The organism is Winogradskyella algicola, assembly GCF_005869935.1.
Classification (GTDB): Bacteria; Bacteroidota; Bacteroidia; order Flavobacteriales; family Flavobacteriaceae; genus Winogradskyella; species Winogradskyella algicola.
The window spans coordinates 137,071-150,466 of the sequence record NZ_SZQF01000001.1; the positions used below are offsets into that span (position 1 = coordinate 137,071).

Sequence of the window (13,396 nt, forward strand, 5' to 3'; positions counted from 1 at the left end):
TTTTTGAGAATTTCTTATCTAATTTTCATATATTTATTTAAATTGGCGTCAAATAAATTAACTAATTCTCTAAAATGAAGACAATCTTAAAGCTTTTTACAATGCTTTTTTGCGTGGTATCTTTTGCTCAGTCCACGGTTAAAGGAAAAATTATTGATGAAACTGGGTTACCCTTACCTGGTGCAAATATTGTAGTAGTGGGTACTAGCACAGGTACCGTTTCGGATTTTGATGGTAACTACACCCTATCTGTAAATCAAAATCCACCATTTTCAATTCGTGTAAGTTACACAGGTTTTGAAGCTCAGACTATCGAGATAACAAGTAATGAACAAACTGTTGATGTTACCCTCAAGGAAGGCAACTCATTAGATGAAGTTGTTATATCTGCTTCACGTACACCAGAGCGTATTTTTGAATCTCCAGTAACCGTAGAGCGTTTTGGAATAAAGGAAATAAAGAATACCGCATCTGTAGATTTTTACGACGGTTTAGAAAATCTTAAAGGAGTAGACATAAATACTAACAGTTTAACCTTTAAATCTATAAACACAAGAGGTTTTGCGACATTCGCTAACACACGTTTTATGCAATTGGTTGACGGTATGGATAACTCGGCACCAGCACTTAACTTCCCACTTGGTAACTTGTTAGGTATGACAGAAACTGATGTACAAAGCGTAGAATTGCTACCAGGTGCTGCTTCGGCATTATATGGTGCAAATGCTTTTAACGGTATATTATTTATGCGCAGTAAGAACCCTTTTGATCATCAAGGTATAAGTGGATATTTAAAAAGAGGTATTACATCTCAAGAAGCAGCTGGTGATAATGACTATACCGATCTTGGGATTAGAATGGCATACAAGTTTAGCGAAAAGTTTGCTGCTAAAGTTAATTTTGGCTACTTAAAAGGCACCGACTGGTTTGCAGTAAATGAAGCCGATAAGCTTAATAGAGGACTAACCAGAGCTGATATTGATTACGATGGAATTAATGTCTACGGTGACGAAGTTAGTACAAACATAAATGATGTAGCACAAACATTAGAAGGCTTAGGGCTTGCACCTTCAGGTTCCTCTGCACTTGTGCCTTCAGTTGACGTAAGTAGAACAGGTTACAACGAAAGAGATCTAACCAATTATAATGCTGAAAGTATAAAAGCTGACTGGGGACTTTATTTCCGCCCTTGGGAAAATGATTTTGAAATCCAATATGTTGGTAAAGTAGGTTCTGGTAATACTATTTACCAAGGTGCTAACAGATATAATATCAAAAACTTTTTCTTACAACAACACAAACTTGAAATTAGAAATGACAACTTCTTTGTAAGAGGTTATGTAACTGAAGATAAAGCTGGCGACTCTTACGACATGGTTTTTACAGGTATTAATATCAACAGAGCATGGAAAGATGATCAAACTTGGTTTGGGGAATATGTAGCATCTTATATCGGAGCTACTCTAGGTGGCGCTACAGACACTCAAGCTCATGCTGCAGCAAGAGCTCAAGCTGACACAGGTCGTTATTTACCTGGTACACCTGAATTTCAGGCTGCTTTCAACAGAAGTATTAACGACCCTGATTTAACTACAGGTTCGAAATTTCAAGACAATTCAAAAATTTATCATGCGGACGCCAATTACAACTTTGGTGAATTAATAGATTTTGCTGAAATTCAAGTTGGTGGGTCATATAGAAGATACAGTTTAAATTCTTTTGGAACAATTTACACAGATAATGACGGCCCAATTAATTACTCTGAAGTAGGGGTTTACACACAATTACAGCGTTCTTTAGAATTATCTGAGAGTGTAGAACTTAAGCTTACAGGTTCTTTGCGATATGATAAATCTGAATTGTTTGATGGATTTTTCTCACCGAGACTGTCAGCTGGTTTTACAATTAACCAAGACCACAATATACGAGCTTCGTTCCAAACAGGATTTAGAAATCCAACGACTCAAGATTTATATATCGGTTTAGATGTTGGTAGAGCTATTCTTATTGGTGGCGCTGCTGATAATCCAGCAAGGGATATCAGGAACTACGACTTAAGTGCTAATGGTACGGCTATTACCGGTCAAAATAATATTGCTTTTGATGGTACTGGTGCTTATAATAACTCTTTCGCCGCAAGCTCTGTATCTAATGGCTTTGCCCTTACAGGTAACCCAGCTGATTTAGAAATAGCAAATTCTAATTTAGTAAAGCCCGAACAAGTAAGTTCAGTTGAATTAGGGTATCGTGGCAAACTAGATGGTATAATTGTAGACGCTTCGGTTTACTACAATCAATATCAAGACTTCTTAGCTAATGAAACTGTAATTGCACCTTTTTATGGTGATGTTGAACTTACGGAAACATTACCAGACGGCACACCATTAGCAGTAGCTGCAATTGCAAATGGAGACTTTCAAGCGTACCAGACCTATACAAATTCTGATGAAGATGTTAATTCTTATGGTGCAGCGATTCAAGTTTCTGCAAAAGTATTTGACGGCTTCGATCTTAGTGCCAACTATACCTATGCTAAATTAGATTTTGATGTAAAACAAAATCCTGATTTTAGAACGTTCTTTAATACACCTGAGCATAAAGTGAAAGCATCTTTTGGTAAGACAGAGTTATTTAAAAACTTTGGTTTTAATGTGTCTTGGAGATGGAGTGACAATTACTTCTGGGAATCTTCTTTTGGTGATGGGGATGTGCCATCTTTTAATGTTATTGATGCTCAAATCAACTTTAGAGTACCAAGCTTAAAATCTACTTTCAAAGCGGGTGCTACGAACTTATTACAGGACGAATACTTTACTGCATTTGGTACAGGTTTCATCGGTTCTCAATATTACGTGTCTTGGACAATTAATAACTTATAATAACGGAAAAGAAAATTAAGATGAAAAAAATTAAATATATAGCTCTATCATTACTAACCCTAGGAATGGTAGCTTGCGAAAACGAACTAGTAGAGGATTTAAGGGACAGAAACAACCTTGACTCTGAGCCATTACCAGAATTAACTGCTGGCTCAGCGGATTTTTCAAATTATGTTTCTATAGGTGCTTCTTTTACGGCTGGATTCACAGACAGCGCCCTTTTTGTGGCAAGCCAAGAAAATTCCTTCCCAAATATTATGGCAAGTAAGTTTGCCAATGTTGGTGGCGGTACTTTTACTCAACCTTTAATGAATGATAATTTTGGAGGACTCTTATTAGGCGGGAATCCTGTAATAAGTCCAGTCACTGGTGAGAGACTTTTTGAAGAACGTCTTGTATTTGGTGGTGCTGGACCAGTAGCATTACAATCTGTAAATCCTACTGCAATGTCTACCACAGACTTTGCTTTAAATAATCCCACAGGTCCATTCAATAATTTAGGTATTCCTGGTGCTAAAAGTTTTCATTTATTAGCTCCTGGTTATGGTAACTTAGCTAATTTCCCTGCTGCTGCTAACCCATATGCAATTAGAGTTACCGGCAACGCACCAAATGCCTCAATATTAGAGTTAGCTATAGCTCAAAACCCTACGTTCTTTACAATATCTGAAGTAGGAGGAAATGATGTTTTAGGTTATGCTCTTTCTGGAGGAGATGGTACAGACCCTATAACTGACTCAGCAACGTTTGACGCATCTTTAAATGCTTTAGTTGCTGGTTTAACTGCAAATGGTGCAAAAGGTGTTATCGGAAACCTTCCTAATATTACTAGTTTATCTCATTTTACGACCGTACCTCACAATCCAGTGCCTCTAGACGCAGCTACTGCAGGTTTTTTAAATAGTGCAAGTGCATATGGTGCATACAACGCAGGTGTTGCTCAAGCTTTAGCTGGTTTAGTACAGTTTGGTCAAATAACACAAGAAATGGCTGATGCTGAATTGGCAAAAAGAACAATCACATTTTCAGCTGGTGAAGGAAACGCTGTAGTTATTATGGATGAAAACTTAATTGACTTAACAGGTCTAAATCCTGCACTTGTAAGCATGAGACAAGCAACTTCAGAAGATTTGATAGTGTTACCTGCATCAAGCTTTATTGGAACAGAAGCTGTACCTGGAAATCCACAAACCGTAAATGGTGTTGCTATACCATTAGCAGACAAATGGGTTTTAACGCCAGAGGAGCAGCAAGAAATCGCCGATGCAACTGCAGCTTACAACGCAACAATATCATCTGTAGCTAGTTCTAATGGCTTAGCTTTAGTAGATTTAAATTCTATTCTAGAACAAGCGTCTTCTACAGGAATTATGTTTGGAGACTATAACATGAATACAGATTTAGTTTTTGGTGGTTTGGTAAGTTTAGATGGTGTGCATTTAACAGCAAGAGGCTATGCCTTAATGGCCAATAGCTTTCTACAAGCTATTGATACAACTTTCGGGTCTAATTTTGAAGCCTCAGGTAATCTCGCAGAAGCAGGGGATTTCCCAACTAATTACTCCCCAACTTTACAATAGAAACAACTTTTATTTATAACTAAAAAACACGCTCAATGTAAGCGTGTTTTTTTTATTCAAAAAAGAACTATTTTTTTAAATAAAACTATATCTTTGCAGCGCGAAAAATGCACGTATTTAACTTAATTGTAAGGTGTTGTTTTTCAGATTTAAATTATTGCAAAACAAAAACATATAAGTAATGTCTAAAGTTACAGGTAAAGTTGCACAAATTGTAGGACCGGTTATCGATGTAGAATTCGGTGCTGGAGCTGAACTTCCAAAAATTTATGATTCATTAGAAATTAGTAATCCAGATGGTTCTAAATTAGTACTAGAAGTACAATCTCACATTGGTGAAGACACAGTACGTACTATTGCAATGGACTCTTCTGATGGCTTAAGTAGAGGAACTGAAGTTGTTGCAACTGGTGCACCAATCCAAATGCCAATTGGCGAGGATGTTTACGGACGTCTGTTTAACGTAATTGGTGACGCAATTGATGGATTAGGTGATTTACCTAAAGCTGGTGAAGCGGGTTTACCTATTCACAGACAAGCTCCTAAGTTTGAAGAATTATCAACATCTACTGAAGTTTTATTTACAGGTATTAAAGTAATTGACCTTATTGAACCTTATGCAAAAGGTGGTAAGATTGGATTATTTGGTGGTGCTGGTGTAGGTAAAACAGTATTGATTCAGGAGTTGATTAACAATATTGCAAAAGGTCACGGTGGTTTATCAGTATTTGCTGGTGTAGGTGAAAGAACTCGTGAAGGAAATGACCTTTTAAGAGAGATGTTAGAGTCTGGTATTATCAAGTATGGTGATGACTTTATGCACTCTATGGAAGAAGGTGGATGGGATCTTAAGAAAGTAGATAAAACTGCTATGAAAGATTCTAAAGCTACTTTCGTATTTGGTCAGATGAATGAGCCTCCTGGAGCTCGTGCTCGTGTAGCATTATCTGGTTTAACTATTGCTGAGTATTTCCGTGATGGTGCTGGTGACGGACAAGGAAAAGATGTACTTTTCTTCGTAGATAATATCTTCCGTTTTACACAAGCTGGTTCTGAGGTATCTGCACTTTTAGGTCGTATGCCATCTGCGGTTGGTTACCAACCAACGTTAGCAACTGAGATGGGTGCGATGCAAGAGCGTATTACTTCTACAAAGAAAGGTTCTATTACATCTGTACAAGCGGTATACGTACCTGCGGATGATTTAACGGATCCTGCTCCTGCAACAACGTTTGCTCACTTAGATGCAACGACAGTATTATCACGTAAGATTGCTGAGCTTGGTATCTATCCTGCAGTAGATCCTTTAGATTCTACATCACGTATTTTAACAGCTGAAATTTTAGGTGATGAGCATTACGATTGTGCACAACGCGTAAAAGAGTTATTACAACGCTATAAAGAATTACAAGATATTATTGCTATCCTTGGTATGGAAGAATTATCTGAAGAAGATAAATTAGCTGTATCTAGAGCAAGACGTGTACAACGTTTCTTATCACAGCCTTTCCATGTTGCTGAGCAATTTACTGGTATACCAGGTGTATTAGTAGATATTAAAGAAACTATAAAAGGTTTTAACATGATTATGGATGGTGAATTAGATCACTTACCAGAGGCAGCATTTAACCTTAAAGGTTCTATTGAAGAGGCTATTGAAGCTGGTGAGAAGATGTTAGCTGAAGCATAACCTAGTAATGAGATGTGAGATGTTAGTAGTGAGAACTTCTAATTGCTCAATACTCAATACTCAATACTAAAAAATATGTATCTAGAAATTGTATCACCAGAAGCCACGCTATTTAGTTCAGAAGTTGATTCTGTAGTTGTACCAGGTATAAATGGTGAATTCGAAATGTTATCAAATCACGCTCCTATAGTTTCTATCTTAGGTGAAGGTACTATTAGAATCAATACGCATTCTCAAAGTCATTTAGTTTTTGATGAGTTGCATGAAGATGTTGTTCCTCATGCTGACGATAAGAAAGTGTTAAACGTAAAGATTAACTCAGGAACTATTGAGATGAAAGATAACAAGCTAATCATATTAGCTGATTAAGAATAATATTCTTTCAAAATAAAAAAAGCGCCGAACATTATGTTTGGCGCTTTTCTTTTATAGTTGATTTAAAATAGAATCCATTACCCAAGCAGTATGTGTGGCAGTTTTCCCTGTTGAAGGATGCTTAACATCAAATTGCAAGTGCTTTGCCATATTCTCAACATGATACTGTTGAATGTGTTGAGGATTATCTATTTGAAAAGTTTCTAAACCTTTTGAAGTTATTAATTGTATTGGTTCCTCTAAAAAAACCGAAAAAGATAATTCTCCTTTATTGCCAATAATCCTAACTTTATCTTCACGCTGATAAGTACCAAAACTCCACATTCCTGTTCCTAAAACTCCATTCTCATGCTCCCATGATGCTGAAATAATATCTTTTGCTGTGTATAGTTTTTGTTGGTTAGAGCTAATACCTTTTGCTTCTTTTATATCTCCCAGTAAATAGTTAAACAAATCCAACCCATGACTTGCTAAATCATCAAAATAACCAGCTGGTGCAATTTTAGCATCGGTTCGCCAATTATAAGTGTCAGATGTATCCAAATCACTTGGTGTGCGACTCAAATACCAATGAATATGTCTCACATTACCTATCGCCTTCTCTTCTAATAATGACTTCACCTTATTAAATCGTGGTAAGGACCTGCGGTAATACGCAACAAATAAGGGCAGACCTTTAGTCTTAAATATATCGGTAATTTCAAGGCATTCCTTATAACTCGGTGCCATTGGTTTTTCAATACAACATATTTTATTGGCTTGTGCCACCTTCATGGCATAATAATGATGTGTATCTGGTGGTGTGGCAATATAGACAGCATCAACTTCAGGATCGTTAATTAGTTTATCAGCATCATTATAGTAGCATGGTACGTCGTGCCGTCTAGCATAATCTTTGACTAGCTCTAAATTTCGTCGCATGACAGCCACCAACTCAAAACCTTTCGTCATTTTGTAGGCTGGTCCACTTTTAACTTCGGTAACATTACCACAACCAATAATTCCCCATTTTATGGTTTTCTTCATATATAGTTACCTTATAAACTCTTAAACCTAATACAATTTCTTGATTACATTTGTTACGATTCCCCAAATAACAAAATCATTCTCTTCTGTAATTTTCATTATTGGATAATCTGGATTTTCAGGTTGTAACCATACTTCACCCTTTTCTACTTTAAGACGTTTTACTGTGAACTCGCCATCTAAAAAACAGACTGCAATTTTATTATTTTCTGGTTCTAAACTTCTGTCTATAACTAACAAATCATTATCTTCTATACCAGCACCAATCATAGATTGACCACTAACACGCGCATAAAATGTTGCTTCTCTATTTTTGACTAATTCTTCATCTAATGATAAGCGTTGCTCCTTAAAATCATCTGCTGGTGATGGAAAACCTGCAGAAATTCCTGTGTCGAAGAAATTTACTCCGGCATCTTCAACAGGCTCTGGAATAAAAAATGTTAAGTTTTGAGATTGCAGTGTTTTCATAATTATTTGATTCGTTCTTTTTATAAGCGCTTGAATTTTGTCATTTCACCTTTCGACTACATTCAGCCTGACTATTCTATTTTACAACAATAATATCATTAATATTAGTTGTATATTTTGGTGACAAACGCTCTTGTCGCATTTTCCAAGTACGCTTTAAATCTTGATTGCCTATTTTAATTTTGTCCCCTTTATATTTCTTATTAATCTTATCTATGGCAGACATTAAAGGTTTGTGTTTAGGATCTTCGCTTTCAAACATATCTAGCTGATAATTGTCTGTTGGCACCAAACCTGTAACCACTACTCCTGCTCTTTTGTACTTAACTCCTTTTTTAAAAATTGTATCTACCGCTTTAACTGCTTGTTTGCTTATAATTAAAGACGAGTCTGTAGGATAAGGAAAGTTTATTATGGTACTTGCTCTATGCTGTTCCTCTTCCTTTTTGTGTCTATTACTACTTATAGATACAATAACCATGTGGCAGCTAGAGCCTTGTCTCCGCAATTTTTCGGCACAGCTTGTAGCAAAGGTAGAGATACGCTCTTTTATATAATTAATATCGTCGTAAGTATAATCAAAACTTCGGGTGGTTGCAATGGCGCGCTTACGGGTAGGTTCGTCTAATTCAATTTTAGAAACACCTTCTAAATCTTTTTTGAGCTTCCACTCTGTAATAGAAAATGTTCGTCGTACCCATTCGTCATCTAGCTGTGTAAAATCATATGCGGTTTTACAACCCTTAGCTTGCAGTCGATGTTTTAATTGTCTACCAATTCCCCAAACATCTTCGAGCTTCATCCATTTTAAGGCTTTAATTCTAGAATTTTCAGAATCTATAACATAAACACCATTGGTTTCTTTAGGAAACTTCCGCGCTATTTTATTAGCCACTTTGCTCAAAGCTTTTGTTGGCGCAACACCAACACAGGTTGGTATACCTGTCCATTTTAGAATACGCTTTCGGATTTGATTGCCGTATACTTCAAAATCGTAATCCTTAAAACCTTTGAATTGCAAAAAGGCCTCATCTATACTATAGACCTCAACATCTGGTGTAAACTGTTCTAAAATCTTCATTACACGGCTACTCATATCACCATATAGTGGATAATTAGATGAAAACACCTTAATATTATTTACCTTACAAAAACCTTCCCACTTAAAAATTGGTGCACCAAAGGGTAGTTCCAAAGCTTTTGCCTCATCACTCATAGAAATAACACAACCGTCATTATTGCTAAGTATAGCAACAGGCTTGCCGTTTAAACTAGGATTAAAAACCCGTTCGCAAGACGTATAAAAGTTATTACAATCTACAAGTGCATACATAAATGTAAAGATATAAAAAAGACCTGTCTGGTTTTGAAAACCTAACAGACCTAAGGCATTATTTAACACTTTTATTTTAATCCTCTACATATTCTAAAGTACTAGTTGGCACACAACCTAAGGTCTTAGTATATTTACTAAATGCAAAACACATTTAAAACCATCGCCAGATTCACCTACTCTAGTGAAGCACAAATCATAAAAGGTCGTCTCGAAGCTGAAGGCATTAAAGTATTTTTAAAAGATAATATTACCATAGATACTGATCCTTTGGTAAGTAATGCCATTGGTGGTGTAAAATTGAATGTTTTGGCTGAAGATGAAAGCAAAGCGAAAGCAGTTTTAAATTCTATTTCGGCTTATGCTTTAGATGACAATGGTAATGCTCTTATTTGTTCTAATTGTGGCAGTAATAACATTAGCCTCTACTCTACTATTAATAGTTTTAAATCCTTGGTTCATTTTATAATAGGTTTCGTTTTTGGCTCACTTCCGCTAAGTGCGCGTTACGAGTATAAATGCGATAATTGCAACACTATTGTTAACTTTAAAAAGCAATAATCCTATCATGGGCTTGTTTTAACCTAGACACTACAATCTCAATTTCATCTTCATCTAAATGCCCAAAACCAAACCGAATAGCACAGGTATCTTTATCTTGGTATAAAATTGTTTTTGGTAAAAACACATCTAAAGCTTCCGCTTCATTTGCTAATTGCACCAGAGAAATCTGTTTTAAAAATCTTAACCAAATAGCTAAACCGCCTGAAGGTTTTTCAAACTGAATAACATCTCCAAATTGTTGTTTTAGAGCGTCACACAAAACATCTCTTCGTCTTTTATAGGTTACGATATTCTTCTTTAACAGTCTGTAAATTTCGCCTTCAGCAATTAATTCCGATAGCATTTGCTCTTGTATAATATCGCCTTGCTCATCTAAAAGCGTCAAATAATTATGAGCTTCGGCAATGAGATTTTCGGGTGCTACAACAAATCCAGATTGAAAGCTTGGAAAAAACGACTGACCCATTTTACCCAAATAAATCACCATACCATTAGGATCTGCCGTTGCCATTGGTAGCATAGCAGAACCATTATACTGAAAATCATAATCATAGTCATCTTCAATTATAGCAAAACCATACTCCTTAGCCAACTCCAATAATTGTATGCGTCGTTCTGCACTCAAGGTTTTTGTAGTTGGGTAATGCCTATGCGCACTTACATACACACATCGAATTCGATTTTTCATAAAATGCTGCCTTATATAATCTACATCGAGACCATCATCATCTACAGGAATTGTCCTAATCGTGGCACCAGCTTCTTGAAAAATAGTGTTAGACGCATAATGACTCAACTGGCCAACCAAAACCAAATCGTTTTGCTTTATCAGCAATTGCGATACAATGTAAAGACTCATTTCAGAACTTCTTGTATTCAGTAGGTTGTTGGACTTTATACGAAATCCTCGTGTGGCATTGAGGTAATTACACAACTGCGTTTTAAATACTGAAGTTGATGACGTTGTGGTTCTGTTCCATTTTTGAATGAGTGGTTTACGTTTCATAGCTGCACTGTACCATCTCGAAAATTGATGTGTTGGGTGCAAACGTAAATCTGGCTTACCATCATTAATAATATATTTGGCTTGCGTTTGTTGAAGATTAGTCGCCAAATGAAATGACTGCTGAAATGGAAAACCAGCCTCCTTAGGATAATGATAAGCCTGATGCACTTGCTGTGCAGTAGCTTTAATTTTTGCTGTGGCTTGCTCTGGCAGTAACACAAAAGTGCCTTTATTCGCAATGATTTCTACCCAACCTTGAGATGCCAACTCATCGTAGATTGCAACGGCTGTGTTTCTATGCACCCTTAAAAGTTGGCTTAATGTTCTTGTGCCTGGTAATTTTGTTCCTTTTACCAAATAACCACGTTGAATAGCATTTATAATTTGCTGAGACACTTGCACATAGACAGGTTGCACGATAGTTTTATCGAAACTAATTAGCTGTTTTAAAATTGCTTCAACCGGACTATTCATTCTTTTAAAAGTGGACTATTTTAATCGTCCGGAAAGTTACGACTTTTGCACTTTCAATTTAAAACAAGACATGAGAAAAAATATTACGCTTTTTGTATTACTGTTTTTGGTCATAATTAATGTTGGTGCGCAAGAAGTCACACAAAAACTAGATTCGGTTACTTTAACTGGTACACGTATTGATTTACCTTTTAAAGAAAACTCAAGAACGATAAACATCATTACATCAGATGCTATTAAAAAAAGTGCCGCTGTAAATCTTGCAGATTTATTGCAGCAAGTGGCTGGTGTAGATATTAGAAGACGTGGCACAGGTGGCAGCCAAGCCGATCTTTACATAAGAGGTGGTGGTTTTGACCAAACACTTCTACTGATCGATGGTATAAAAATGGACGATGCACAAACAGGTCACCACACCATGAATGCAGCTTTGCCATTAGAAGTTATTGAGCGTATAGAAATTATTAAAGGTCCTGCAGCCAGAGTTTTTGGTCAGAATGCCTTTAACGGTGCCATAAATATTGTAACTAAGAAGAACCTCAAAAATTCAACATCTGTAAATTTTGAAACTGGCTCTTTTGGACAACTTAATGGTAATGTTACTGCTGGTGTAGATTTAGAAAACTCATCACATATTGTTCATGTTGGCAGAGTGACTTCTGAAGGTTACCGAATTAATACCGATTACGACAATGCTAATTACTACCTAAAAAGCACCTTTAACAAAAATGCTCAGGCTATTGAAATGACCGCTACATTTCTTGAACGTAAGTTTGGTGCACAAAACTTCTACACAACCAATCCTACGTTTAACGAGTACGAAGAAACGCAGAATAGCTTAATTGCATTTGGCACAACGTTTAGAACTGAAAAATTTAAAATTCAGCCAAGAGTTTACTGGAGACGTAATCAAGATATCTTTTTATTACGACGAGATGAACCAGATTTTTATAGAAATATGCACATTTCTGATAAAATTGGAGCGGAAACAAATGCCTCTTACACTTCAGAATTAGGTATTACTGGTTTTGGTGTAGATCTTTCTAAAATTTATTTAAGAAGTAATAATTTAGGAAACAGGCAACGTTTCATGGCCAATGCATTCTTAGAGCATCGCTTTAGTTTGTTAGAGAACAAGCTAGACATTACACCTGGTGTTGCTTTAACGTATTTTTCAGATTTCAAATTTCATGCATTTCCTGGTTTAGATGTAGGTTATGACATTACAAACAACTTCAAAATTTATGGAAACATCGGTTATACCTATCGTGTACCAACCTACACCGACTTGTACTATAATGACCCTGTAACCAGTGGCAATGAAGATTTAGAACCAGAAGAAGCGTTTGCACAAGAGCTTGGTTTAAAATACGTTTCACCAAAACTTACAGCTAGTATGGCTGTATTTAACAGAGACGCGGACAACTTAATTGATTATGTAAGAACGTCTGTAACCGAAGATGTATTTACTGCCGAAAACATTACTGAAGTTAACACCAAAGGTTTAGAGTTTGATGCTGCATACAACTTTAATATTAGCAACTACAAACAAACTTTAGCGTTTGGCTACTCGTACTTAGATGATAATATTTCAGACCAAAATGAAGAATTATCACGCTATTCACTTAATACGTTAAAGCACCAATATATTACACGATTAAGCACGCAGTTATTTAAAAACGTAAGTCAAAACATTGTTTACAAATATGCCGAACGTACAACAGGACAAACCTATAATGTCTGGGATGCCTCAATTGCTTTAAGATTTAATCAAGCGGAATTTACAGTAACAGCTAGCAACATTTTTGATGCTGACTACATTGAATCTGGCTTTACACCAATGCCACCAAGCAACGTGTTATTTGGTTTACGATATACGTTTAAATAGATAGTAAACAACATATCACACTATAAATCCTGTCCTAACCGACAGGATTTTTTTGTTGCAATTGTAACAAAAAGAATAACTAAAACACTAATAAATTGAAGGTAGTAATA

10 protein-coding genes are annotated in these 13,396 nt (G+C 36.1%); 6 read left to right on the forward strand and 4 right to left on the reverse strand.

What is annotated here, in order from left to right:
* Positions 1-74 precede the first annotated feature (74 nt).
* The 4 genes from FC091_RS00525 to FC091_RS00540 all read left to right on the forward strand — a co-directional run bounded on the left by FC091_RS00525 (position 75) and on the right by FC091_RS00540 (position 6,518).
* A complete protein-coding gene (locus FC091_RS00525) occupies positions 75-2,879 on the forward strand; it encodes a TonB-dependent receptor (RefSeq protein ID WP_138432332.1) in 2,805 nt (934 codons plus the stop codon).
* Positions 2,880-2,899: 20 nt separating this feature from the next.
* Positions 2,900-4,459, forward strand: a complete 1,560-nt coding sequence (locus tag FC091_RS00530; protein WP_138432333.1) for a G-D-S-L family lipolytic protein — start codon at positions 2,900-2,902, stop codon at positions 4,457-4,459.
* A 181-nt stretch (positions 4,460-4,640) separates the two neighbouring features.
* On the forward strand, positions 4,641-6,149 hold the full coding sequence (atpD, locus tag FC091_RS00535) for a F0F1 ATP synthase subunit beta (protein ID WP_138432334.1): 1,509 nt from the start codon (positions 4,641-4,643) through the stop codon (positions 6,147-6,149).
* A gap of 75 nt (positions 6,150-6,224) precedes the next feature.
* Positions 6,225-6,518 (forward strand): F0F1 ATP synthase subunit epsilon, encoded by a 294-nt coding sequence (locus FC091_RS00540; protein ID WP_138432335.1) that lies wholly within the window; start codon positions 6,225-6,227, stop codon positions 6,516-6,518.
* Positions 6,519-6,575: 57 nt separating this feature from the next.
* Here FC091_RS00540 and FC091_RS00545 read toward each other — a convergent pair whose 3' ends face one another.
* The 3 genes from FC091_RS00545 to FC091_RS00555 form a co-directional block, all read right to left on the reverse strand.
* Positions 6,576-7,550 (reverse strand): Gfo/Idh/MocA family protein, encoded by a 975-nt coding sequence (locus FC091_RS00545; protein ID WP_138432336.1) that lies wholly within the window; start codon positions 7,548-7,550, stop codon positions 6,576-6,578.
* A gap of 27 nt (positions 7,551-7,577) precedes the next feature.
* Positions 7,578-8,021: a LexA family protein gene (locus FC091_RS00550; RefSeq protein ID WP_138432337.1), complete on the reverse strand. Its 444-nt coding sequence runs from the start codon at positions 8,019-8,021 to the stop codon at positions 7,578-7,580.
* Positions 8,022-8,097: 76 nt separating this feature from the next.
* On the reverse strand, positions 8,098-9,354 hold the full coding sequence (locus tag FC091_RS00555) for a Y-family DNA polymerase (RefSeq protein ID WP_138433058.1): 1,257 nt from the start codon (positions 9,352-9,354) through the stop codon (positions 8,098-8,100).
* A gap of 141 nt (positions 9,355-9,495) precedes the next feature.
* Between FC091_RS00555 and FC091_RS00560 the strand changes: the two genes are divergently transcribed.
* Positions 9,496-9,915, forward strand: coding sequence for a putative signal transducing protein (locus FC091_RS00560; protein WP_138432338.1), 420 nt, complete (start codon positions 9,496-9,498; stop codon positions 9,913-9,915).
* On the opposite strand, the gene FC091_RS00565 is transcribed toward FC091_RS00560, so the two are convergent.
* Positions 9,902-11,398, reverse strand: coding sequence for an aminotransferase-like domain-containing protein (locus FC091_RS00565; protein ID WP_138432339.1), 1,497 nt, complete (start codon positions 11,396-11,398; stop codon positions 9,902-9,904). The two genes, FC091_RS00560 and FC091_RS00565, sit on opposite strands and share 14 nt — an antisense overlap.
* A 70-nt stretch (positions 11,399-11,468) precedes the next feature.
* On the opposite strand from FC091_RS00565, the gene FC091_RS00570 reads away from it, so the two are divergent.
* Entirely contained in the window at positions 11,469-13,286 is a 1,818-nt protein-coding gene (locus tag FC091_RS00570) for a TonB-dependent receptor plug domain-containing protein (protein WP_138432340.1), read from the forward strand.
* The last annotated feature ends 110 nt before the right edge of the window (positions 13,287-13,396 follow it).

Excerpts from the sequence above, each read along its gene's own strand:
- atpD (WP_138432334.1), top strand. The coding sequence starts at position 4,641 with ATGTCTAAAGTTACAGGTAAAGTTGCACAAATTGTAGGACCGGTTATC.
- FC091_RS00550 (WP_138432337.1), bottom strand. The coding sequence starts at position 8,021 with ATGAAAACACTGCAATCTCAAAACTTAACATTTTTTATTCCAGAGCCT.
- FC091_RS00555 (WP_138433058.1), bottom strand. The coding sequence starts at position 9,354 with ATGTATGCACTTGTAGATTGTAATAACTTTTATACGTCTTGCGAACGG.
- FC091_RS00560 (WP_138432338.1), top strand. The coding sequence starts at position 9,496 with ATGCAAAACACATTTAAAACCATCGCCAGATTCACCTACTCTAGTGAA.
- FC091_RS00545 (WP_138432336.1), bottom strand. The coding sequence starts at position 7,550 with ATGAAGAAAACCATAAAATGGGGAATTATTGGTTGTGGTAATGTTACC.
- FC091_RS00525 (WP_138432332.1), top strand. The coding sequence starts at position 75 with ATGAAGACAATCTTAAAGCTTTTTACAATGCTTTTTTGCGTGGTATCT.
- FC091_RS00540 (WP_138432335.1), top strand. The coding sequence starts at position 6,225 with ATGTATCTAGAAATTGTATCACCAGAAGCCACGCTATTTAGTTCAGAA.
- FC091_RS00570 (WP_138432340.1), top strand. The coding sequence starts at position 11,469 with ATGAGAAAAAATATTACGCTTTTTGTATTACTGTTTTTGGTCATAATT.
- FC091_RS00565 (WP_138432339.1), bottom strand. The coding sequence starts at position 11,398 with ATGAATAGTCCGGTTGAAGCAATTTTAAAACAGCTAATTAGTTTCGAT.
- FC091_RS00530 (WP_138432333.1), top strand. The coding sequence starts at position 2,900 with ATGAAAAAAATTAAATATATAGCTCTATCATTACTAACCCTAGGAATG.